Annotated in this window: 16 protein-coding genes and 1 pseudogene; 1 reads left to right on the top strand and 16 read right to left on the bottom strand. The window is 61.3% G+C overall.

Going from position 1 to position 22,632, the window contains the following annotated elements; genetic code table 11:
• Positions 1-13: 13 nt before the first annotated feature.
• From mdoH to hutC, 16 genes and pseudogenes are all read right to left on the bottom strand, one after another.
• A pseudogene (gene mdoH / locus MHH62_RS26420) lies at positions 14-2,592 on the bottom strand (glucans biosynthesis glucosyltransferase MdoH); the annotation flags it as partial.
• On the bottom strand, positions 2,585-4,321 hold the full coding sequence (locus tag MHH62_RS26415; RefSeq protein WP_014716546.1) for a glucan biosynthesis protein G: 1,737 nt from the start codon (positions 4,319-4,321) through the stop codon (positions 2,585-2,587). The pseudogene mdoH and the gene MHH62_RS26415, both read right to left, overlap by 8 nt.
• Before the next feature lie 267 nt (positions 4,322-4,588).
• A complete protein-coding gene (gene dtd / locus MHH62_RS26410; protein WP_014716545.1) occupies positions 4,589-5,026 on the bottom strand; it encodes a D-aminoacyl-tRNA deacylase in 438 nt (145 codons plus the stop codon).
• Positions 5,023-5,994 (bottom strand): prolyl aminopeptidase, encoded by a 972-nt coding sequence (pip, locus tag MHH62_RS26405; RefSeq protein ID WP_014716544.1) that lies wholly within the window; start codon positions 5,992-5,994, stop codon positions 5,023-5,025. The genes dtd and pip overlap by 4 nt, the downstream gene beginning before the upstream one ends.
• A 602-nt stretch (positions 5,995-6,596) precedes the next feature.
• Positions 6,597-7,397, bottom strand: coding sequence for an N-formylglutamate deformylase (gene hutG / locus MHH62_RS26400; protein ID WP_200599102.1), 801 nt, complete (start codon positions 7,395-7,397; stop codon positions 6,597-6,599).
• Between the two features lie 12 nt (positions 7,398-7,409).
• Entirely contained in the window at positions 7,410-8,615 is a 1,206-nt protein-coding gene (hutI, locus tag MHH62_RS26395) for an imidazolonepropionase (protein ID WP_014716541.1), read from the bottom strand.
• A gap of 15 nt (positions 8,616-8,630) precedes the next feature.
• Positions 8,631-10,040, bottom strand: coding sequence for an amino acid permease (locus tag MHH62_RS26390; RefSeq protein ID WP_014716540.1), 1,410 nt, complete (start codon positions 10,038-10,040; stop codon positions 8,631-8,633).
• A 161-nt stretch (positions 10,041-10,201) separates the two neighbouring features.
• Positions 10,202-11,740 carry a histidine ammonia-lyase gene (hutH, locus tag MHH62_RS26385; RefSeq protein ID WP_093114373.1) on the bottom strand — a complete coding sequence of 513 codons (1,539 nt, stop codon included), beginning with the start codon at positions 11,738-11,740 and terminating at the stop codon, positions 10,202-10,204.
• Positions 11,741-11,766: 26 nt separating this feature from the next.
• Complete coding sequence (gene hutH / locus MHH62_RS26380; protein ID WP_058410923.1) at positions 11,767-13,275, bottom strand: histidine ammonia-lyase; 1,509 nt, start codon at positions 13,273-13,275, stop codon at positions 11,767-11,769.
• Between the two features lie 121 nt (positions 13,276-13,396).
• The gene (locus MHH62_RS26375) at positions 13,397-14,221 is read right to left on the bottom strand and encodes a glycine betaine/L-proline ABC transporter ATP-binding protein (RefSeq protein ID WP_014716537.1); all 825 of its coding nucleotides are present in this window, start codon (positions 14,219-14,221) and stop codon (positions 13,397-13,399) included.
• Positions 14,218-15,069 carry a proline/glycine betaine ABC transporter permease gene (locus MHH62_RS26370; RefSeq protein ID WP_102666462.1) on the bottom strand — a complete coding sequence of 284 codons (852 nt, stop codon included), beginning with the start codon at positions 15,067-15,069 and terminating at the stop codon, positions 14,218-14,220. Before MHH62_RS26370 ends, MHH62_RS26375 begins: the two co-directional genes overlap by 4 nt.
• Positions 15,070-15,140: 71 nt before the next feature.
• Complete coding sequence (locus tag MHH62_RS26365) at positions 15,141-16,106, bottom strand: ABC transporter substrate-binding protein (RefSeq protein WP_014716535.1); 966 nt, start codon at positions 16,104-16,106, stop codon at positions 15,141-15,143.
• Between the two features lie 69 nt (positions 16,107-16,175).
• Positions 16,176-17,621: a cytosine permease gene (locus MHH62_RS26360; RefSeq protein WP_339232149.1), complete on the bottom strand. Its 1,446-nt coding sequence runs from the start codon at positions 17,619-17,621 to the stop codon at positions 16,176-16,178.
• Positions 17,622-17,769: 148 nt separating this feature from the next.
• Complete coding sequence (gene hutU / locus MHH62_RS26355) at positions 17,770-19,440, bottom strand: urocanate hydratase (RefSeq protein ID WP_014716533.1); 1,671 nt, start codon at positions 19,438-19,440, stop codon at positions 17,770-17,772.
• Between the two features lie 401 nt (positions 19,441-19,841).
• Entirely contained in the window at positions 19,842-20,402 is a 561-nt protein-coding gene (locus MHH62_RS26350) for a HutD family protein (RefSeq protein ID WP_014716532.1), read from the bottom strand.
• Entirely contained in the window at positions 20,399-21,178 is a 780-nt protein-coding gene (gene hutC, locus MHH62_RS26345) for a histidine utilization repressor (protein ID WP_172832676.1), read from the bottom strand. Before hutC ends, MHH62_RS26350 begins: the two co-directional genes overlap by 4 nt.
• A 78-nt stretch (positions 21,179-21,256) precedes the next feature.
• On the opposite strand from hutC, the gene MHH62_RS26340 reads away from it, so the two are divergent.
• The gene (locus MHH62_RS26340) at positions 21,257-22,621 is read left to right on the top strand and encodes a formimidoylglutamate deiminase (protein WP_032901814.1); all 1,365 of its coding nucleotides are present in this window, start codon (positions 21,257-21,259) and stop codon (positions 22,619-22,621) included.
• The last annotated feature ends 11 nt before the right edge of the window (positions 22,622-22,632 follow it).

The raw sequence follows: 22,632 nt of genomic DNA, 5'->3' as shown, positions 1-22,632 counted from the left end.
GAGCCTTCGGGGGTGCCTGAATCAGGCCGGCTGGGCCTGGGGCGACTGTGGTTGCAGGGGCAGCAATGGCGCGTGCGGATCGGCCTTGATCGAGGCACGCCAAGCGCCTAGCCACTCGGCGTGACCTTCGCTCCACACCTGCTCATGCAGACGAGCCAAGGCCACCGGATCGCTGAGCAAGGCCAGGCGTTCGCTGTTGTTGAGGCCAGCCGGGCCGACTTTCAACGCGTGGCGAACACGCTCCATGCGCAGGTACTCGATGGGCTCGGCCTCACGGTGCCGCGAGGTCGCCAAGGCGCAGGCCAGAGCGTTCTGCTGCGGGTCTACCACCGAACGCACAAAGCCGTCGTTGAGGGCGTGCCAACGGTTTTCGTGGGTGTACTTCTCGGTCGACAGCAGGGCCTGCGGCGGGTTGTATTCCTCAGGGATCAGGAACAGGCTCTCGTCGCGGGACTTGAGGCCCAACTTGACCCGGCTGGAAATCACCGACACCGGGATCGACAGCATCAGCGAGCCGACAATCGGCACCAGCCACCACAGGAAGCTGGGGTTCAGCCACACCACCAGCAGCGCCCACAGGAAGCCCAGCACGGTTTGCGGACCGTGGCGCTTGACCGCTTCGCTCCAGGGCGTGGAGTCGTCGTCACGTTGCGGCGAGTTCCAGGTAGCGGCCCAACCGAGGAACGCGGCGAGGACGAAACGGGTGTGGAAAATCATCCGCACCGGCGCCAGCAGCATGGAGAACAACATCTCCAGCAGCATCGACAGGGTTACCTTGAACTTGCCACCGAACTCTTTGGCGCCCTTGGCCCAGATCAAGATGATGCTGAGCAGTTTAGGCAGGAACAGCAGCACGATGGTGGTGGAGAACAGCGCCACCGCCTTGTCCGGGTGCCATTGTGGCCATAGCGGGTACAACTGGCGCGGGGCCATGAAGTACTGCGGCTCCATCAGCGTGTTCACCGCCAGCAAGGCCGTGGACAGCACCAGGAAGAAGAACCACAACGGCGCCGACAGATAAGACATCACGCCGGTCAGGAACACCGCACGGTGCACCGGGTGCATGCCTTTAACCAGGAACAGGCGGAAGTTCATCAGGTTACCGTGGCACCAGCGACGGTCACGCTTGAGTTCGTCCAGCAGGTTCGGCGGCAGTTCTTCGTAGCTGCCCGGCAGGTCGTAGGCAATCCACACGCCCCAGCCGGCACGGCGCATCAGCGCGGCTTCAACGAAGTCGTGGGAGAGAATCGCACCGGCAAACGCGCCTTTACCGGGCAGCGGCGCCAGGGCGCAGTGCTCGATAAACGGCTTCATACGGATAATGGCGTTGTGGCCCCAGTAGTGGGATTCACCCAACTGCCAGAAGTGCAGGCCGGCGGTAAACAGCGGGCCGTACACGCGAGTGGCGAACTGCTGCATGCGCGCATACAGGGTGTCCATGCCCGACGCACGCGGCGCGGTCTGGATAATCCCGGCATCCGGCGTGGCTTCCATCAGGCGCACCAGGCTGGTCAGGCACTCGCCGCTCATCACGCTATCTGCGTCGAGAACGACCATGTACTTGTAGTCACCGCCCCAACGACGGCAGAAGTCGTCGAGGTTGCCGCTCTTGCGCTTAACGCGGCGGCGGCGACGGCGGTAGAAGATCTTGCCGAAGCCACCGGCTTCGCGGCATACGTCGAGCCAGGCTTGCTGTTCGGCGATGCAGATGTCGGCGTCGTTACTGTCGCTGAGCACGAAGAAATCGAAGCGATCCAGGTCACCGGTCGCGGCCACCGATTCGAACGTTGCACGCAAGCCGGCGAATACACGCGGCACGTCTTCGTTACAGATCGGCATCACCAGGGCGGTGCGCGCATCTTTCGGAATCGGCTCGTCACCGGCACTTTTACCGGAAATACGGTATTTATCGTGACCGGTCAGCAGCTCCAGGAAGCCCATGAGCGCAGTCCAGAAACCGGCCGACACCCAGCAGAACAGAATCCCGAACATGATCAGGATGCTGGTTTGCAGCGCGTAAGGCAGTACCTGGGTAGCGGTTTGCAGCAGGGTCTGGTTGCGAATTTCGTCGAAGTCGACCAGCGACCAGCCCTGGTACGGCATGATGCCTTTCATGTACCAGCCGGCCACGATGGTCTGGCCCAGCATCAGCACCAGCAGGATGTAACGACGGATCGAGCCCACGGTACGCCAGCGCGCAGCCGGCAATACCCGCTCATCTTTCGGTGGCTTGGGCGGGTTGGTGCGGCCGGTCATCCGGCGCCAACCGCGCACCAGGATGTTGGTGCGCCAAGGCTCGGGCACCACTTTGGTCCGGCGAATCGGCGGTGTGGCCTTGAGGCACACACGACCGCTGGCATCGAGCGCCAGCATCTCGGCGTCTTGCAGCTCTTCGGCGCTGTTGAGGGTCAAGCGGCGGCCGACCGACGCTTGGGCAGCGTCGGTCGGTGCGTCGAAGGTCTTGGACGACAGACGTTCGTGCAACTCGCTGAAGGACTTGCAGCCCGCCAGCTCGGCGCGCTGCTCAGCCGTCATGGGTAGATGCGCCAGGTACTCGGACAGAGTCTCTGGCTTGACTTGAGAATTACTCATCGGCAGGCAACTGATAGCTCCAGGTTTCGGTCAGGACTTGCTCGGTCTTGATCGGCTCCGGTGTGGCTGGGGCAGCCTCAGGCTGTTTGGCTTCCTTGTCCTTGGCGTCTTTCTTGGCCTGCTTCTCATGCTGCTTGGCCAAGACTTTATCGGCCTTGAGCACATGGTTGGAAACCGACTCAGGCTCAGGCTGCACGATATCCTGCACCAATGCCGCACGCATTTCGGTCGGTTTGCTTGCGTCCTTGATCTTCATACGCAGGGTCAGGCGCCAGCCTTTGGTGTGTTCGTTGTAGCGCACGCTGTTTTCAACCAGTTCAGCGTTATCACCCACGCTCACCTGGCTACGTACCGGAGCGTCCGGCAGCAGTTTCTTCAGGGACGGGCCCTCGAAATCTACCAGGTAGGCCACGCTGCCATCGGGCTGACGGATCAGGTTCGATTGCTTCACGTCACCGGTAGAACGCAGGGTCTGCTTGACCCAGGCACTGTCCGGCGAATGGAAGGCCGCGTCGTCCAATGTCCAGTGCAGACGGTAAGCCACGTCCAGCGGCTTGCCGACTTCCGGCAGCTCGGCCGGGCTCCAGAAGGCCACGATGTTGTCGTTGGTCTCATCGGCGGTCGGAATTTCGACCAGGTCGACGGAGCCTTTGCCCCAGTCACCTTCAGGCTCGATCCAGGCGCTTGGGCGCTTGTCGTAGTTGTCGTCCAGGTCTTCGTAGTGGCTGAAGTTGCGGCCACGCTGCAGCAGGCCGAACCCACGCGGGTTCTCGACGCTGAAGTTGCTGACCGACAGGTGTTTAGGGTTGTTCAGCGGACGCCAGATCCACTCGCCATTGCCGGCGTGAATCGACAGGCCGCTGGAATCGTGGAGCTCGCGACGGTAGTTGAGGACCTTGGACGGCTGGTTGGCGCCGAACAGGAACATCGAGGTCAACGGCGCAACGCCCAGCTTGCTGACCTTGTCACGCAGGTACATCTGGGATTTGACGTCCACCACGGTGTCGGTGCCAGGGCGCAGGATCAGACGATAAGCGCCAGTGGCGCGTGGCGAATCCAGTAGCGCGAAAATCACCAAATGCTTGTCACCCGGCTTTGGACGCTCGATCCAGAACTCGGTGAAACGCGGGAATTCTTCGCCAGACGGCAACGCGGTGTCGATTGCCATGCCACGGGCAGACAGGCCATACACTTGGTCCTTGCCTACGACGCGGAAATAGCTGGCGCCGAGCATGGTCATGATTTCGTCTTGCTTGTCGGCCTTGTTGATCGGGAAAAGCACACGGAAACCGGCGTAACCCAGCTGTTCGGTGGCTTTAGGATCAAATTTCACGTCGCCGAAATCGAAACGCGTCGGGTCGTACTTGATTTCGTGCACGCTATCGGCGGTGACTTCGTTGATTTTCACCGGGGTATCGAAATGCATCCCCTGGTGATAGAAGGACAGCTTGAACGGGGTGTTCTGATCGGCCCACTCGGCTTTTTCATTGCGGAAACGAATTTTCTGGTAATCCGCAAATTTCATTTCGCGGAATTCGTTCGGCAGATTGCTGCGCGGAGCTTCGTACTTCTGCCCAGCCAGCTCTTTTGCCTTGGCCGACACATCATCCAGACTGAACGCCCACAGTTGACCCGCGCCGAACAGGCAAAACAGGGCAGAGCCCGTCACCAGTGCGTTTCGTAACCGTTTGGCAGACAATTTTGGTGCATTACAGGGACTAACAATCACGAGCAACCCTCGCCGAAAACAGATCAAAAAACCAACGGCCAGCTATCTATATGCCAGGTTGGCGAGCAATGTTCCGACTCCTCTGGGGCAAAATGATTCCCCATGCGGTTGTCGGACAAGGCTCTACCTAAGTCAAAAATGGACCAAACAACGCTGATCCCCGTAGCGCGCGATTATCTAGTAGCCCGCGAGACAACGCATCAGGGACAGTGAAGTATTTGTAGCGAAACCCTGCGTTTTTAGGCATTAACGTCGTTTTTCATACATTCATGTCTGTAAGAGGAAGGTCACAGGGCCATCATTGACCAAGTGCACCTGCATATCCGCGCCAAAACGCCCCGAAGCCACCTTGCCATGCAATTGTTGCGCTTGTAACAACAAGTGCTCAAAAAGCGCCGCTCCCAGGGTCGGAGGAGCCGCTGTGGAAAAGCTGGGCCGTAGCCCGCTTTTGGTATCCGCCGCCAGGGTGAACTGCGACACCAGCAGCAAACCGCCGCCGATGTCCTTGAGGGACAGGTTCATCTTGCCCTCCTCGTCACTGAACACCCGATAGTTAAGCAGCTTGTGCAGCAGTTTGTCGGCGCTTTCGGGCGTATCTGAAGGCTCGACGGCCACCAGCACCAGCAAACCCTGGTCAATCGAGCCTACCACCTCCCCTGCGACCTCAACCCGGGCGCCACGCACCCGCTGCAACAGGCCCTTCATGCTTCTTCAGGCGGCAGGTCGAGCAGGCGCCGGGCCATTTCGCCGGTCGCACGCACCAACGCGTCGGTAATGCCCGGTTCGGACGCCGCATGCCCGGCTTCGCGGATCACCTGCAACTCGCTGTTGGGCCAGGCCTGATGCAGCTCCCAAGCGTTATCCAGCGTGCAGATCATATCGTAGCGGCCATGGATGATGACGCCAGGCAGATGGGCGATCTTGTGCATATCGCGAATCAGTTGGTTGGGTTCCAGGAAGGAGTTGTTGGTGAAGTAATGGCACTCGATACGTGCGATGGACAAGGCGCGCTGCGGCTCGGAAAACCGTTCCACATGCTGCGGGCTCGGGCACAGGCCCAACATACGGCCTTCCCAGCCCGACCAGGCTTTGGCCGCATGCATCTGGGCGATCTGGTCGTTGCCGGTCAGTCGCTTGTGGTAAGCGGCGATCATGTCGTGGCGCTCTTCCACCGGGATCGGTGCCACGTAGTCCTGCCAGTAATCGGGGAACAGGCGACTCGCGCCCTCCTGGTAGAACCAGCGAATATCCTGGGGGCGGGCAAGGAAGATGCCGCGCACGATCAGGCCGAGCACACGCTCGGGATGGGTTTGCGCGTAGGCCAGGGCCAGGGTCGAACCCCAGGAGCCGCCGAACAGCACCCACTTGTCGATGCCCAGGTGCTCGCGGATGCGTTCAAGGTCGGCGACCAGATCCCAGGTGGTGTTGTTCTCAAGGCTGGCCCTTGGCGTAGAGCGGCCGCAGCCACGCTGGTCGAAGGTGACAATATGGTAGAGGTTCGGGTCGAAATAGCAGCGACTCTGGGCGTCGCAACCGGAGCCGGGGCCTCCATGGATGAACACGACAGGCAAGCCTTCGGGGGAGCCACTTTCATCGACATACAGGGTGTGGGTGTCATCGACAGCCAGATCGTGCCGGGCGTAGGGTTTGATCTGCGGGTACCAAGTCTGCATTGCGTGCTCCGTAGGGTGTCGGGTTCATCCCTGGGGGGACGTCTATTATTTTGCCGTCTGGCATCATAAACCCGAATTGTGCAATGAGCATGTCCTTGAGCACTTAGACCTGTGTCAGCAGTTCGCTCCTCAGATAACCGAGCAGATAGTCATACAGCCGATCCACCTCCGGCACCTGTTCGCGTGCCCCCCCCGCGAGTTACTTTGGGCTGGGCCGGCATTCCGGCTCTTTTCCAAAGTGACCCGCCGTCAGGCGGAACTCTAAGTGGCCGTTACCGCAGCAATGGATATATACAATCCAACTGTGTTGACTGTCAGGCCGCCTTCGCGAGCAGCCCGCTCCCACAGTTTGATCGCGGGGTGTCAGGTGGATATGCGCCGGCTGTCCGGTCGTCACGGGAGCAAGCTCCCTCGCCACAGGATCAGCGTCGTACCGAAGTTGTGTAGATACCGATGCTGCGATGGCGGTGTGTCAGTTGATAAAAGTGTTGCTGAACCACCGTTATCGCAGGCAAGCCAGCTCCCACATTTCGAGCGCATTCTCATGATAGAGCGCGGTCAAGCGGGCTTGCTCGCGAAAGCTATTGCAGCAGCACCAACAATTACCGGTAGTGCTTCTTTCCCCAAGCCAACAGCCCTTCAAGCAACTGCCTCAACACCACCCGAGTCGGCTCGGCCAAATCCGGGCGATAACGGAACGGTTCGAACTCTTCCATATAGGTGCTCTGGCACAACTCCAGCTGCACCGCGTGGATATCCTGCGCGGGGTTGCCATAATGACGGGTGATATGGCCGCCCTTGAAGCGCCCGTTCAGCACATGGGTATATTGCGGATGCTGAGCGCAGATGGCTTCCAGCTGGCTGGCTAGCTGCGGGTCGCACGCAGCGCCGTTGAAGGTACCCAAATTGAAGTCCGGCAATTTGCCGTCGAACAGGTGCGGGATCAACGAGCGGATCGAGTGCGCATCGAACAGCAACGCATAACCGAACTCGGCCTTGAGGCGTGCCAGTTCTTCTTGCAGTTGACGGTGGTACGGCCCCCAGATTTTTTGCAGGTAACTGGCCCGCTCCTCCTCGGAGGGCGTTTGCCCTTCCCGGAACAACGGCACGCCATCGAACAGCGTCTCGGGGTACAGGCCCGTCGTAGCGCCGGCATACAGCGGCGTGTTGTCGGAAGGCCGGTTGAGGTCGATGACAAACCGCGAGTACTCCGCAGCCAGGGTGCTGGCGCCCAGTTCTTCGGCAAAGTCATACAACAGGGGGATATGCCAGTCGGTGTCCGGCAGGCTTTGCGCCTCGGGGATCAACCCGGCCTCCACCGCAGGGGTGAGCCGCAGGCCGGCGTGGGGCATGCTGATCAGCAGCGGTACGCGGCCTTGCTTGAATGTCAGAACCTTATCCACAACTGCATCCTCTCAAACAGTGACGTCGGCGCCGTGGCGCACAACGCGTTTATCCAGCTCGCCACCCAGCCAGTAGGCCAGGTCGGCTGGGCGATCGATCTGCCAGGCGACAAAGTCCGCGACCTTGCCCACTTCCAGGGAACCATGGGTATCACCCAGGCCCAACGCGGTGGCTGCGTGTTGCGTGGCGCCAGCCAGGGCTTCTTCCGGGGTCATGCGAAACAGGGTGCAGGCCATGTTCAGCATCAGCCGCACCGACAGCGCCGGTGAAGTACCGGGGTTGAGGTCGCTGGCGATGGCGATCTTCACGCCGTGCTTGCGCAGGGCCTCCATCGGCGGCAGCTGGGTTTCACGCAGAAAGTAGAACGCGCCCGGCAATAGCACAGCGACGGTACCGGCCGCAGCCATGGCGATGGCGTCTTCTTCAGTCATGAATTCCAGGTGGTCGGCCGACAACGCGTGGTAGCGCGCCGCCAGGCTTGAGCCATGCAACGACGAGAGTTGCTCGGCGTGCAGCTTCACCGGCAGGCCAAGTTGCTGGGCGACCTTGAATACCCGCTCAACCTGCTCGGGGGAAAACGCCAGGTATTCACAGAAGGCATCGACCGCATCCACCAACCCCTCAGCCGCCAGGGCCGGCAGCATCTGGCTGCAGATGTGCTCGATGTAATCGTCGGCGCGGTCCTTGTACTCCGGCGGTAACGCGTGGGCGGCCAGGCAGGTGGCGCGCACGCTGACCGGCAGTGCTTCACCCAGGCGCCGGGCCACACGCAGCATCTTGCGTTCGTTGGCCAGGTCCAGGCCGTAGCCGGACTTGATCTCCACCGTGGTCACGCCGTCACGCAGCAAACTGCGCAGGCGCTTTTCAGCGCTCGAGAACAGCTCATCTTCGCTCGCCGCACGGGTTGCGCGCACCGTGCTGGCAATGCCGCCGCCCTTGGCCGCGATCTCGGCGTAGCTGACACCTTCGAGGCGCTGCTCGAATTCGCCACTGCGATTGCCACCAAACACCGTATGGGTGTGACAGTCGATCAGCCCGGGGGTGACCCACGCGCCTTGCAGGTCATGCACCTGGGCGTAATCCGCGGTTGGCGCCTGGCTGCGGGGGCCGACCCACTCGATGAGCGAGCCGGCAGTCACCATGGCGGCATCCTCGATGATCGAGTATTTGCCGTTGGCCATGGTTGCGACGTGGCAGTGTTGCCAAAGCGTTTTCATCAACGCCTCCCTAAGTTATCGATGAGACAAAACCGGGTCGTAATCGACCTTGGCCGTTTGCCCGGCGGCAGGCTTGACCCACAGCCAGTAGGCGATGATCAGCAGCACGATCCACACGGCGCCCACCATCAACGCCGCCTGGGTATCCGGGAAGTAACCGAGTACACCAAACACAAACAGCATGAACACAATGGCCGCTGCCGGCGCATAGGGCCAGAACGGCACCGGGAATTTCAGTTCGGCGACCTGCGCCTTGGTCATCGAGCGGCGCATGGCGACCTGGGTAAACAGGATCATCAGCCATACCCACACCGTGGCGAAGGTGGCAATCGAAGCAATCAGCAGGAACACGTTTTCCGGGATCAGGTAGTTGAGCACCACACCGCCGAGCAAAGCGGCGCCCATGACCACCACGGTCATCCATGGCACGCCTTGTTTGGACAATTGCGCGAAGCCCTTGGGCGCCTGCCCTTGTTGAGCCAGGCCGTACATCATGCGGCCGGCGCCGAAAATGTCGCTGTTAATGGCCGACACCGCCGCCGAGATCACCACAATGTTGAGGATAGTCGCCGCCGAGCCAATCCCCAGGTTGCTGAAGATCTGCACGAACGGGCTGCCCTGGCTGCCGATCTGCGGCCACGGGTAGATGGCCATCAACACGAACAGGGTCAGCACGTAAAACAACAGGATACGCAGCGGCACCGCGTTGATCGCCTTGGGGATCACCCGCTGCGGGTCCTTGGCTTCACCGGCGGTGATGCCGATGATTTCGATGCCACCAAAGGCAAACATCACCACGGCAAACGAGGCGATCAGCCCACCGATGCCGTTGGGCATGAAGCCGCCATGGGCCCACAGGTTACTCAGTCCGCTGGCCTGGGTTTCGCCCGCCGAGTGAATGCCGAACAACATGATGCCAAAGCCGCCGAGGATCATCGCCACAATAGCACCGACCTTGAGCAACGACAGCCAGAACTCCATCTCGCCAAAGACTTTGACATTGCACAGGTTCAGGCCGCCGATCAGGAATACGATGCCCAGCACCCAGACCCAACGGGCCACTTCGGGAAACCAGAAGCCCATGTAGATGCCGAACGCGGTGACGTCGGCGAGGCAGACGATGATCATTTCAAAGGCGTAGGTCCAGCCGAGGATAAACCCGGCCATGGGCCCCAGGTAGGTGCTGGCATAGTGGCCGAAGGAGCCAGACACTGGGTTGTGCACGGCCATCTCACCGAGGGCGCGCATCACCATGAATACAGCAGCGCCGCCGATCAGGTAGGCCAGCAGCACGGCAGGGCCAGCCATTTGGATGGCGGAGGCGGAGCCATAAAACAGCCCGGTGCCGATCGCGGACCCCAGGGCCATGAAGCGAATATGTCGGGCGTTGAGCCCGCGTTTCAAACCTTTTTCTGGCTGGTGCATTTCTCTTCCCTAGTTATTCTTATCCCGAGAAAATTCAAAGCTGCAAACATTCAAACTGTGGGAGCTGGCTTGCCTGCGATAGCTGTCTAGCGGTGAATGCATCTGTGACTGATACACCGCTATCGCAGGCAAGCCAGCTCCCACATGGGTCAATGTCGCTCTTAGAGGCTTGGCAGCAACCTGGCCGGCACCAGCTCATTCAGGCAGCGGCTGGCGAGCAGTTCGCTGGCGGCGTTGATGTCCGGGGCGAAGAAGCGGTCCTTGTCATAGAACGCCACCTTGTCGCGCAGGATGCCACGGGCTTTTTCCAGCTTGGGCGAGGTCTTCAGGCCGTCGCGCAGGTCCAGGCCCTGGCACGCCGCGAGCCATTCCACCGCGAGGATGCCCCGGGTGTTCTCGGCCATTTCCCACAAACGCTTGCCCGCAGCCGGGGCCATGGACACGTGGTCTTCCTGGTTGGCCGAAGTCGGCAAGCTGTCGACGCTATGGGGATGGGCCAGCGCCTTGTTCTCGCTGGCGAGCGCGGCGGCGGTCACCTGGGCGATCATGAAGCCGGAGTTCACCCCGCCATTGCCCACCAGAAACGGCGGCAGTTGCGACATGTGCTTGTCCATCATCAACGAGATCCGGCGCTCGCTCAGGGAGCCGATTTCGGCAATGGCCAGCGCCATGTTGTCGGCGGCCATGGCCACGGGTTCGGCGTGGAAGTTGCCACCGGAAATCACGTCACCCTCGGCGGCAAAGACCAGCGGGTTATCCGACACTGCGTTGGCTTCTACCACCAGCACCTCGGCGGCCTGGCGCAATTGAGTCAGGCACGCACCCATGACCTGCGGCTGGCAACGCAGGGAATACGGGTCTTGCACCTTGTCGCAGTTCTGGTGCGATTGGGACACCTGGCTGCTCTCACCGAGCAGGTCGCGATAGGCCGCTGCCGAGTCGATCTGGCCACGCTGGCCACGCGCTGCATGAATACGCGCATCGAACGGCGAACGCGAACCCAGTACCGCCTCCACAGTGAGGCCGCCGCAAGCGAGGGCGCCGGCGAACAGGTCTTCGCCTTCGAACAGGCCACGCAGGGCATAGGCCGTGGACACCTGGGTGCCGTTGAGCAGGGCCAGGCCTTCTTTGGCGGCCAGGGTCAGCGGCGTGAGGCCGGCGATTTTCAGCGCCTCGGTGGCTTCCAGCCATTGGCCCTTGTGGCGTGCCTTGCCTTCGCCAAGCAGTACCAGGGACATGTGCGCCAACGGCGCCAGGTCACCGGAAGCACCCACTGACCCCTTGAGTGGGATGTGCGGGTACACCTCGGCGTTGATCAGCGCGATCAACGCGTCGATCACCTGGCGACGAATCCCGGAGAAGCCACGGCTCAGGCTGTTGACCTTGAGCACCATGACCAGTCGCACCAGCGCATCGCTGATCGGCTCACCGACGCCGGCGGCGTGGGACAGCACCAGGGAACGCTGGAGGTTTTCCAGGTCTTCGCTGGCGATGCGGGTCGAGGCCAACAGGCCAAAACCGGTGTTGATGCCATAGGCGGTGCGGTTCTCGGCGAGAATCTGCTCCACGCAGGCAACGCTGGCTTCGATCTGGGCCGAGGCGCTGTCATCCAGGCTGAGGGTTACTGGCTGCTGGTAGATGGCACGCAGTTGGGCGAGGCTCAGTTGGCCTGGAATCAGGTTTAGCGCAGTCACATTCATTCTCCTTGTGAATTGTTCTTAGGTGTTCAGTGCAAATTCGGTAATGCGGTGTCTTTAAGCAGCTGGGCAGCGGCGGCAATATCCGGCGCCAGCCAGCGGTCCTGTTCATAAGCAGGGACCACTTCGCGCAGCAAACGCCAGGCGCGGTCGGTACCGGCACCGAAGCGCTGGTCCTTGAGAAACTCGAAAGCCTGGGCCGCCAGCAGGTACTCGATGGCAAGAATCTGGGTGACGTTGACCAGCACCTGGTGCAGCTTGAGCGCGGCGTTGGTGCCCATGCTCAAGTGGTCTTCCTGCAGGCCCGAGGTGACGAAATTGTCGAGCACCGCGGGTTGCGCCAACTGGCGGTTCTGCCCGCACAAGGACGCGGCGACGTACTGCACGATCATCATCCCGGAGTTGACCCCCGGGTTGCTCACCAGGAAGGCTGGCAGGCCGCTGACATGCGGGTTGACCAGGCGGTCCAGGCGACGCTCGGCCACCGAACCGATCTCGGCCATGGCGATGGCGAGCATGTCGGCCGCCATCGCGACGGACTGCCCGTGGGGGTTGGCCTGGGACACCACGCGGTAGCTGTCTGGCGTGCCCAGCACCAGCGGGTTGTCGGTGGCGCTGTTGAGTTCGGTCTCGATCTGGCGCGTGGCGTGTTCCACCTGATCGCGGGCCGCGCCGTGAATCTGCGGGATCGAGCGAATGCTCAAGGCATCCTGGGTGCGAATACCTTTACTGCTGGCAATCACCTCACTGCCGTCGAGCAAGGCACGCAGGTTGATACCCACTTGCTGCATGCCAGGATGCGGCTTGAGAGCAATGATTTCTTCGTCAAAGGCGTCGATCTGGCCGCGCTGGGCTTCGAAGCTCATGGCACCGATCACGTCGGCCCATTGCAGCAAGTGATGTGCATCGGCCAGGGCCAGGCAGCTCAGGCCGGTCATGCACGGCGTGCCATTGACCAGGCACAGGCCGTCCTTGGCGCCGAGCACCATCGGCTGCAAGCCTTCAGCCTGCAACGCGTGTTGCGCCGTGACGATCTGGCCGCGATAACTCACATTGCCGACGCCCAGCAGGGCCACGCCGATATGGGCCATGTGGGTCAGGTACCCCACCGAGCCTTGGGACGGCACTTGCGGTGTGATGCCGTGGTTGAGCAACGCCAGCAGCGCGTGCACCACCTGCGGATGCAGGCCGGACTTGCCATGGCTGTAGTTGATGATCGCCGCGCAGATGATCGCGCGGGTTTGCTCATCGCTGAGCACCGGGCCGACACCACAGGCATGGCTCAACAGCGTATTGCGCGACAGTTGGCTCAGTTGCTCGGTCTTGAGCGAGACGTTGCACAGCGCGCCCAGGCCGGTGTTGACACCATAGGCACGCTCGCCGCTGGTGACGATGCGCTGCACGATGGCTTGGGCATTGTCGATGCGCGCCCAGGCGTGGCCCGACAGTTCGAGCATGGCGCCGTGGCGGGCGACGGCGACCACGTCCTGCCAGCGCAGTGGGGTGTCGGCGATGATGATTGTTGTTGCCTGGGACATCGTTGACCTCTTCATAATCTCTACAGCATTGCCGGCGTCATCGCGGGCAAGCCCGGCTCCCACATTTGAACTGTGTGAACCCAATCAAATGTGGGAGCTGGCTTGCCTGCGATGGCGTCCGTCAGACCACCGCCGCCCGCCGCTGAACAAAGCGGTCCACATATTCATCCGCCGGCGAATGCAGGATCTCCCGCGGCGTGCCGACCTGGATCAGCTTGCCGTCCTTGAGGATCGCAATGCGATTGCCGATGCGCACGGCCTCGTCGAGGTCGTGGGTGATGAACACGATGGTCTTGTGCAGGGTCTTTTGCAGCTCGAGCAATTGGTCTTGCATCTCGGCGCGGATCAGCGGGTCGAGGGCGCTGAAGGCTTCGTCCATCAGGATGATATCGGTGTCGGCCGCCAAGGCGCGGGCCAGGCCCACGCGCTGGCGCATACCGCCAGAAAGCTGGTGGGGATATTTGTTTTCATAGCCTTTGAGGCCCACTGTTTCGATCCAGTGCAACGCACGTTCGGCGCAGACTTGCTTGGTTTCGCCACGCACTTTCAGGCCGTAGGCAACGTTGTCGAGCACGCTCTTGTGCGGCAGCAGGCCGAAGCTCTGGAACACCATGCTGATCTTGTGCCGACGGAATTGGCGCAGGGCTTCCATGTCCAGTTGCAGGATGTCTTCGCCGTCCACCAGGATCGCGCCACTGGTGGGGTCGATCAGGCGGTTGAAGTGGCGCACCAGGGTGGATTTGCCCGAACCCGACAAGCCCATGATGACAAAGATCTCACCGGTGCCGATGCTCAGGGACAGGTCATTGACGCCGACCACGCAACCGGTCTCGGCCAGTACCTGGTCCTTGGTCTTGCCCTGGCCGACCATGGCCAGCGCATCCTTGGCGCGTGCGCCGAAAATCTTGAAGACGTTTTTGACTTCGATTTTGCTGACAGTCGTCATTTGCTCGCCTCATGCCGTGGGCGGCCATAAGCCTGGGTAATGCGGTCGATGACCACTGCGAGAATCACGATCGCCAGCCCGGCTTCAAGGCCGCGGCCGACGTTGAGGGTCTGGATGCCGACGAGCACGTCTTCACCCAAGCCACGGGCGCCGATCATCGAGGCGATCACCACCATCGACAGCGCCATCATGGTGGTCTGGTTAATCCCGGCCATGATGCTCGGCAACGCCAGCGGCAATTGCACGCCGAACAGTTGCTGCCAGCGGTTGGCGCCGAAGGCGTTGATGGCTTCCATGACTTCGCCATCGACCTGGCGAATACCCAGGTCTGTCAGGCGAATCAGCGGCGGCGCGGCGTAGATCACCGTAGCGAAAATCGCCGGGACCTTGCCCAGGCCGAACAGCATCAGCACCGGGATGAGGTACACGAAGCTGGGCATGGTTTGCATGATGTCCAGCAGCGGCATCAGCACCGAACGCAGGCGATTACTGCGCGCCGACAGGATACCCAGGGGGATGCCGATCAACACCGAAATCACCGTGGCCACCATCATCAATGCCAGGGTTTGCATCAGCTTGTCCCACAGGCCAACCGTGCCCACCAGGAACAGCAGACCGACAATCACCGCCGTGGTCACCACCTTGCGGGTGGCGTGCCAGGCAATACCGCCGACGATGGCCAGCATCAGCCACCAGGGCGCTGCGCGCAGCAGGCCTTCCAGGTTGACGATGGCCCATAGCAGGGTGTCGGAGATGTGCCGGAACACATCGCCGTAGTGGGTGACCAGTGCGTCCACCCAACCGTTGACCCAGTCGGCGATGGAAAAGGTAAAGCTTTCAGGGAACATATCGTGCTCTCGATCCAGTGGGTTGTGGCCAGCCGCCCGGCCACCCTTGAGGGTAGCCGTGCACACTTGACCTACAAGGCCGCGTCGATTTTCTTGGCTGCGTCGTCGCTCACCCAGGCGTGCCAGACTTCAGGATGTTCCTTGAGGAATATTTTCGCCAGTTTCGGCGACTCGATCCGCTCCTTGGCCATGCGGCCCAGGTTCTGGTTCAGCAGGTCGATGGGCAGGTTGACCTTTTCCAGCACGGCCACCAGTTCCGGGGCTTGCTCGTGGAAAGTCTTGGACAGGCCGACCTTGATGCTCACGGTTTTGTCCACGCCGGGCTTTTCTTCCAGCTTGACCAGATCGACCTGGCCCATCAGCGGTGTCGGTGACCAGTAGTAGAACAGTATCGGCTCGCCACGCTTGTAGCTCGACAGCACCGCTGCATCCAGCGCCGGGCCGGTGCCCGGGCGGAAGTTGGTGTAGGTGCTTTCCAGGCCGTAGCTCTTGAGCATTTCGCTGTTGTCCAGCTCGCAAGTCCAGCCGGCCGGGCAGTTGTAGAAGCGGCCCTTGGACGGCTCTTCCTGGTCCTTGAACACCGAGGCGTACTTGGCCAGGTCGGCGATGTTTTTCAGGTCCGGCGCCTTGGCTTCCAGCTTGCGCTTGGCGTCGCCTTCGATCACATAGCGCGGCACGTACCAGCCTTCGACCGCGCCGACCACCGGAGCACCGACGCCCACGACTTTGCCGGCCTTCTCGGCTTTGTTCCAGACCTCGCTGCGACCTACCCACTCCTCGGCGAACACTTGGATGTCGTTACTGCCCAGAGCGTTTTCCATGGTGATGGAATTGCCCGGCAAGCTGTCGGTTTTGCAGTCGTAGCCTTTTTCCAGCACGGTTTGCAGGATGTCGGTGAGCAACATGCCGCTTTCCCAATTCAGGCCGGCGAATTTCACCGGTTTACCCGACTCGCACCAACCAGCCGCCTGGGCGCCGGCACTTGCCAGCACGCCAGCTGCGAACAAAGTAGCCAGCAAGGTCTTATTCATAGTCATTGTTGTGACGCTCCCAATCATGAAATGGATTACGGCAGTCAGTAGGCGTCCTGCCCTGTCCACGTCCCATCAGGCTTGTGCAGCCAGCCCGTTTGTTGTGGGTGAAGCGCCCTGCTCTTTTGGCAGGATCAGGTGATCGGGTACCGTGCCGTGCCATTTTTTTGCACACACGTAATATAGGGCCGCCGGCAGTACCAGGCCGATGATCCAGGAGATATCCACATCCCCCAGCGCGGCCACCAGGGGGCCGGTGTAGAACTTGGTAGAGATGAACGGCAACTGCACCAGCACGCCGAATACGTAGACGCTGATGCCCAGCAGGTTCCAGCGGCCGTAGCGACCGTTCGGGTCGGCCAGCGCCGGCACGTCATAACGCTCGCGGGTGATGCAGTAGTAATCCACCAGGTTGATCGCGCTCCAGGGCGTAAAGAACGCCAGCAGGAACAGGATGAACGACTTGAATGCACCGAGGAACGAATGCTGGCCGAGCAACGCGATCAGCGTGGCCGTGCCGACGATCATCAGCACAAACACCAGACGCTGCAGACGCGTGACCTCCAGACGCCCACGAAAGCCGCTGATGATAGTGGCGATGCACATGAAGCTGCCGTAGGAGTTGAGCGTCGAGATGGTGACCTTGCCGAACGCGATGCTGAAGTACAGCAACGCAGCGGTAGCCCCCGTGCCGCTCAAGCCAACGATGTACGCCACCTCGTGGCCGGCAAACTGCCCGTTGGACATGGCCGCGGCAAACACGCCGAGGACCATCGCCACTTGGGCACCGATGACCGAACCTGCGCCAGCAGCGAGAAAGGTTTTCACCGATGACGTGTGGCTCGGCAGGTAACGCGAGTAATCCGCCACGTAAGGGCCGAACGCAATCTGCCAGGAGGCCGCCAGCGACACGGCCAGCAGGAAACTGCTCCAGCTGAAGTGGCGGATCTGCAGGAGCGCGCCAACGTCGGTCTGGCTCATCAAGCGGCTGAACAGGTACACAAAGGCAACCACGCCAATCAGGCTGGCGACCCGGCCGATGAAGTGGATCACCCTGTAACCCAGCACCGTGACCAGCACGATGACACTGGCGAAGATCAGGATGCCGACGCTGTCGCTGACCCCGAACAACTGGCCCAGCGCCTGGCCCGACAGCACGGTGCCGGTGGCGGTGAAGCCCAGGTACATCAAGCACACCAACACGATCGGAATGGCCGCGCCGTACACGCCGAACTGCACCCGGCTGGAAATCATCTGCGGCAGGCCAAGCTTGGGCCCTTGCGCCGCATGCAGCGCCATGACGCCACCGCCGATCAGTTGACCGATCAGCAAGCCGATCAACGACCAGAACACATCACCGCCCATCACCACGGCCAACGCCCCGGTGACAATCGCAGTGATCTGCAGGTTGGCACCCATCCACAGGGTGAATTGACTGAATAGACGACCATGTCTTTCCGCTTCCGGGATGTAGTCGATCGAACGTTTCTCGATCAACGGGGTGGTGTCGTTTGCAGCCATGTTGTTCAACCTCTGATGGATTGTTTTGTATGCATCTTGCTCTTCCGTGGGCGCTGGCTTGCCTGCGATAGCATCACCGCGGTCTTACTGTCAGACCGCGTCGTCTGCATCGCAGGCAAGCCAGCTCCCACAGGTACTGCGCCACCCGTTACTTGATCATCGGCAGGTTCAGGCCTTGTTCCTTGGCGCAGTCGATAGCGATCTGGTAACCCGCATCCGCATGACGCATCACCCCGGTCGCCGGGTCGTTGTGCAGCACGCGGGCAATCCGCTCGGCCGCTTCGTCAGTACCGTCGCAGACAATCACCATCCCTGAGTGCTGGGAGAAGCCCATGCCCACGCCACCACCGTGGTGCAGCGACACCCAGGTCGCGCCGCTCGCGGTATTAAGCAAGGCGTTGAGCAGCGGCCAGTCGGACACAGCATCGGAGCCGTCCTGCATGGCTTCGGTTTCGCGGTTCGGGCTGGCGACCGAGCCGGAGTCCAGGTGGTCACGGCCGATCACGACCGGCGCGGACAGCTCGCCGCTGCGCACCATTTCGTTGAACGCCAGGCCCAACTTGGCACGCTGGCCCAGGCCGACCCAGCAGATACGTGCCGGCAGACCCTGGAAGCTGATGCGCTCGCGGGCCATGTCCAGCCAGTTGTGCAGGTGGGCGTCGTCCGGGATCAGCTCTTTGACTTTGGCGTCGGTCTTGTAGATGTCCTGCGGGTCACCGGACAGCGCCGCCCAGCGGAACGGGCCGATGCCACGGCAGAACAATGGGCGGATGTAGGCCGGTACGAAACCTGGGAAGTCGAACGCGTTTTCCACGCCCTCTTCCTGGGCCATCTGGCGGATGTTGTTGCCGTAGTCGAAGGTCGGGATGCCTTGCTTCTGGAATTCGAGCATGGCTTTGACGTGGACGGCCATCGACTGCTTGGCGGCCTTGATCACGGCGGCCGGCTCGGTCTTGGCGCGAGCGCGGTATTCGTCCCAGGTCCAGCCGGCCGGCAGGTAACCGTTGAGTGGGTCGTGGGCGCTGGTCTGGTCGGTGACCATGTCCGGGCGCACGCCACGCTTGACCAGTTCTGGCAGGATCTCTGCGGCGTTGCCCAGCAGCGCGATGGAGATGGCCTTGCCTTCCTTGGTGTATTTGGCGATGCGCGCCAGGGCGTCGTCGAGGTCGGTGGCCTGCTCGTCGACGTAGCGGCTGTTCAGGCGGAAGTCGATGCTGACTTGCTGGCACTCGATGTTCAGCGAGCAGGCGCCGGCCAGGGTCGCGGCCAATGGCTGCGCGCCGCCCATGCCGCCGAGGCCGGCGGTGAGCACCCAACGACCGGTCAGGTCACTGTTGTAATGCTGGCGGCCGGCTTCGACGAAGGTTTCGTAGGTGCCTTGGACAATGCCTTGGCTGCCGATGTAGATCCAGCTGCCGGCGGTCATCTGGCCGTACATGGCCAGGCCCTTGGCATCCAGTTCGTTGAAATGCTCCCAACTGGCCCAGTGCGGTACCAGATTGGAGTTGGCAATCAGCACGCGTGGGGCGTTGCTGTGGGTCTTGAACACGCCGACCGGCTTACCGGATTGCACCAGCAGGGTTTCGTCGTCGTTCAGATTAGTAAGGCTCTCGACGATCTGGTCGTAGCACTCCCAGTTGCGCGCCGCGCGGCCGATACCGCCGTACACCACCAGTTCTTTGGGGTTCTCGGCCACTTGTGGGTCGAGGTTGTTCATCAGCATGCGCAGCGGCGCTTCGGTCAGCCAGCTTTTGGCGGTGAGCTTGTTACCGCGGGCGGCGCGGATTTCGACGTCACGGTATTTTGTAGGCTTGGTCACAGCTAGGACTCCTCGGCGATCGATGCGCGAACAGGGATGGTGCAAAGTCTTACGCACACATCTTTACTTGTATGTACAAGCATATGCAATCGAGCGGCCAACTTTAGCCAGGAGTGGTTGGGTTTTTTTTGCACGGGGCGTGCGAGCCTTGTAAATCAAGGCTTCAAAGCTTGATGAAATTTCTTACGGAGGTTTGTTGCAGCGCGGGGAATTTGTCACGGCAGCGAAGCTTTGCGTCACGCTGGGGCATTCGGTAACAAATTGGTGCGCGGAGTGGAAACAGATTTTGTGAACAATGCAAAAACAAAGGTGGGAGCTGGCTTGTCTGCGATAGCGGTGTGTCAGTCAGCGCATCAGCTACTGATATACCGCTATCGCAGGCAAGCCAGTTCCCACAGTTTTTAATCGCGTGCGGTCAGTTCGATGATGCAGCAGCGGCCAGTGACAGAGATATCCAGCAGGCCCGTGTTACCGTCCACTTGCAGGCAATCATGGTGGCCGAGCTTCTCGCCCAGCACCTTCACCTCATCCGCCACGCTGAACACCAGCACCGTCTGCGCGGTGCTGAAAAACTGCTGCACGCCATCCACCCACTGCAAGCGTGCGTGGTAACGCTGTGGCGAGTAGATCAGGTTGAAGTCGCGAATCGGCCCCGTGATCAAACGGCATGACACCTGGCTTTCGCCGTTGAACGCGAACGGCTGCAACGGTAACAACCCGCGCTGCTCCTCACCGTCTACGGTCAACACCATGCCGGCGCCTTTGATCACCGTAATCACGCGCTGGTAGCCGGCGAAGGTGGAAAACCCACCCGATTCGGCGATATCGGCAATCGACAAACGCCAGCCAAAACCCTCCAGGCCGGTGCCGGCGTCGCGACTGATTTCTTCGGTACTGCCGCCGCCGTTCTTCCACGGCATGCGCACGTAGTCGGCGGCACGCCAGACGTTGATCTCACTCATTTACTGAAGCGTCCTTCGAGGCTGTGACGGGAACCGGGGTGGATCAATCGCGCCGCAGTCACCGGCTGACGACCCGACCAGGTGCGTCGGCGAATCAACAGGCACGGCTCGCTCGGCTCGATCTGCAACAACTTGCACTCGGCGGCATCGGCGAGGATCGCCTCAACCACATGCTCGCCCTCAGTCAACGGCGCGACCTGGTTCAAATAGGCATACGGGGTTTGCTGGGTGAAGTCCTGCTGCAAGTATTCCGGCGCGACCAGGGCGTTGACGAAACGGTCTTCTATTTGCACAGGAATGTCGTTCTCGTAATGCACGATCAACGAGTGGAACACCCGCCCGCCTTCGCGCATTTCCAAGGCAACGGCGCGTTCGGAGCCGGCGGCCTCTTCGCCCAGGGTGATCACCTGGCAAGTGTGCCGATGCCCGCGGGAGGCGATTTCATCGGCGATGTTATGCACTTCAAACAGGGCTGACTGGCTTTTCGGCTCGGCAACAAACGTACCCACACCCTGCATACGCACTAGCAGGCCTTCGGCGGTCAGCTCGCGCAGGGCGCGGTTGATGGTCATGCGGCTGAAGCCCAACTGGCTGACCAGCTCGCTTTCCGACGGCACGCGGTAATGGGGCGGCCAGTTGCCGTTGAGGATCTGCTGGCTGATCATCTGTTTGACGCGGGCATACAAGGGCGCCGGACTTTCGTCCATGTGGGCAGCCAGCGAAGACTTGGCGGGCGGAGTCGGCACAGGGAATCCTTGCAGGGGAAAAAGATGCATAGATTGCCGGAGTTTACCGAGCAGGCAAACGTCTGTATATGTATATACAAATAAACACACGACCGGGGTGCCTTGATCATGTCCGCTTTCTTTGCCGAACGCGCACTGCTGCCTAATGGATGGGCCAATGATGTACGTCTTGAAGTCAGCACCGATGGCCTGCTGACAAAGGTTGAGCCCAACGCCAGTGCAGAAGGTGCGGAGCGGCTCAGGGGCCCGGTGTTGGCGGGCATGCCGAACCTGCATTCCCATGCCTTCCAGCGCGCCATGGCGGGCTTGGCCGAAGTGGCCGGCAACCCCAATGACAGCTTCTGGACCTGGCGCGACTTGATGTACCGCATGGTCGGCAAGATCAACCCCGAGCAGTTACAGATCATCGCCCGCCAGCTGTATATCGAAATGCTCAAGGCCGGCTACACCTCGGTGGCCGAGTTCCATTACGTGCACCACGATCTCAGCGGCCAGCCCTATGCCGACCGTACGGAACTGTCCCGCCAGATCAGCCAGGCGGCCGCCAGCAGCGGGATCGGCCTGACCTTGCTGCCGGTGCTCTACACCCACGCGGGCTTTGGTGGCCAAGCGCCGAATGAAGGCCAGCGACGGTTTATCAACAGCACGGAACACTACCTGGACTTGCAAGCGCGCCTGCAGCCCATTCTGGCGGCACAACCGGCGCAGCAACTGGGTCTGTGCTTCCACTCCCTGCGCGCCGTCACCCCCGAACAAATCCATACCGTGCTGGCCGCCAGTGACAAGAGCTGCCCGGTGCATATCCACATCGCCGAACAGCAAAAAGAAGTCGACGACTGCTTGGCCTGGAGCGGCAAGCGCCCGTTGCAATGGCTGTATGACAATGTCGAGGTGGATGAGCGCTGGTGCCTGGTGCACGCCACCCATGCCGATGCCGACGAAGTGACACGCATGGCCAACAGCCGAGCGATTGCAGGTTTGTGCCTGACCACGGAGGCCAACCTGGGCGATGGGATTTTTCCTGCGGTGGACTTCCTCGCCCAGGGCGGCCGCATGGGCATTGGTTCCGACAGCCATGTGTCACTGAGCGTGGTGGAAGAACTGCGTTGGCTGGAATACGGCCAGCGCCTGCGCGATCAACGGCGTAATCGGTTGTATCGCAGTGACCAACCGATGGTGGGTCGCACGCTGTTCGATGCTGCGCTGGACGGTGGCGCACAAGCGCTGGGCCAGCCGATTGGTCGACTGCAAGTGGGCAAGCGCGCGGACTGGATAGTGCTGGACGGTAGCGACCCGTACCTGGCGACGGCCAGTGAGGATGGGATTCTCAACCGCTGGCTATTTGCCGGTGGTGATCGGCAAGTGCGCGATGTACTGGTCAATGGCAAGTGGGTGGTGCGAGATGGGCATCATGCTGGCGAAGAAGACAGCAGCCGGGCATTCACCCAGGTGCTGAAGGACTTGCTGAACTAACGGCCAACCCA

Source organism: Pseudomonas sp. FSL L8-0168 (assembly GCF_037976155.1).
GTDB classification, from domain to species: Bacteria; Pseudomonadota; Gammaproteobacteria; order Pseudomonadales; family Pseudomonadaceae; genus Aquipseudomonas; species Aquipseudomonas paracarnis.
This window is presented reverse-complemented; position numbering and strand designations above follow the sequence as displayed.

What these genes read in the sequence shown, in the direction of transcription:
- MHH62_RS26390 (WP_014716540.1), bottom strand. Translation starts at nt 10,040, where the DNA reads ATGCACCAGCCAGAAAAAGGTTTGAAACGCGGGCTCAACGCCCGACAT.
- hutH (WP_093114373.1), bottom strand. Translation starts at nt 11,740, where the DNA reads ATGAATGTGACTGCGCTAAACCTGATTCCAGGCCAACTGAGCCTCGCC.
- MHH62_RS26350 (WP_014716532.1), bottom strand. Translation starts at nt 20,402, where the DNA reads ATGAGTGAGATCAACGTCTGGCGTGCCGCCGACTACGTGCGCATGCCG.
- dtd (WP_014716545.1), bottom strand. Translation starts at nt 5,026, where the DNA reads ATGAAGGGCCTGTTGCAGCGGGTGCGTGGCGCCCGGGTTGAGGTCGCA.
- hutC (WP_172832676.1), bottom strand. Translation starts at nt 21,178, where the DNA reads ATGCATCTTTTTCCCCTGCAAGGATTCCCTGTGCCGACTCCGCCCGCC.
- MHH62_RS26365 (WP_014716535.1), bottom strand. Translation starts at nt 16,106, where the DNA reads ATGACTATGAATAAGACCTTGCTGGCTACTTTGTTCGCAGCTGGCGTG.
- MHH62_RS26340 (WP_032901814.1), top strand. Translation starts at nt 21,257, where the DNA reads ATGTCCGCTTTCTTTGCCGAACGCGCACTGCTGCCTAATGGATGGGCC.
- MHH62_RS26375 (WP_014716537.1), bottom strand. Translation starts at nt 14,221, where the DNA reads ATGACGACTGTCAGCAAAATCGAAGTCAAAAACGTCTTCAAGATTTTC.
- pip (WP_014716544.1), bottom strand. Translation starts at nt 5,994, where the DNA reads ATGCAGACTTGGTACCCGCAGATCAAACCCTACGCCCGGCACGATCTG.
- hutH (WP_058410923.1), bottom strand. Translation starts at nt 13,275, where the DNA reads ATGTCCCAGGCAACAACAATCATCATCGCCGACACCCCACTGCGCTGG.
- MHH62_RS26360 (WP_339232149.1), bottom strand. Translation starts at nt 17,621, where the DNA reads ATGGCTGCAAACGACACCACCCCGTTGATCGAGAAACGTTCGATCGAC.
- hutI (WP_014716541.1), bottom strand. Translation starts at nt 8,615, where the DNA reads ATGAAAACGCTTTGGCAACACTGCCACGTCGCAACCATGGCCAACGGC.
- MHH62_RS26370 (WP_102666462.1), bottom strand. Translation starts at nt 15,069, where the DNA reads ATGTTCCCTGAAAGCTTTACCTTTTCCATCGCCGACTGGGTCAACGGT.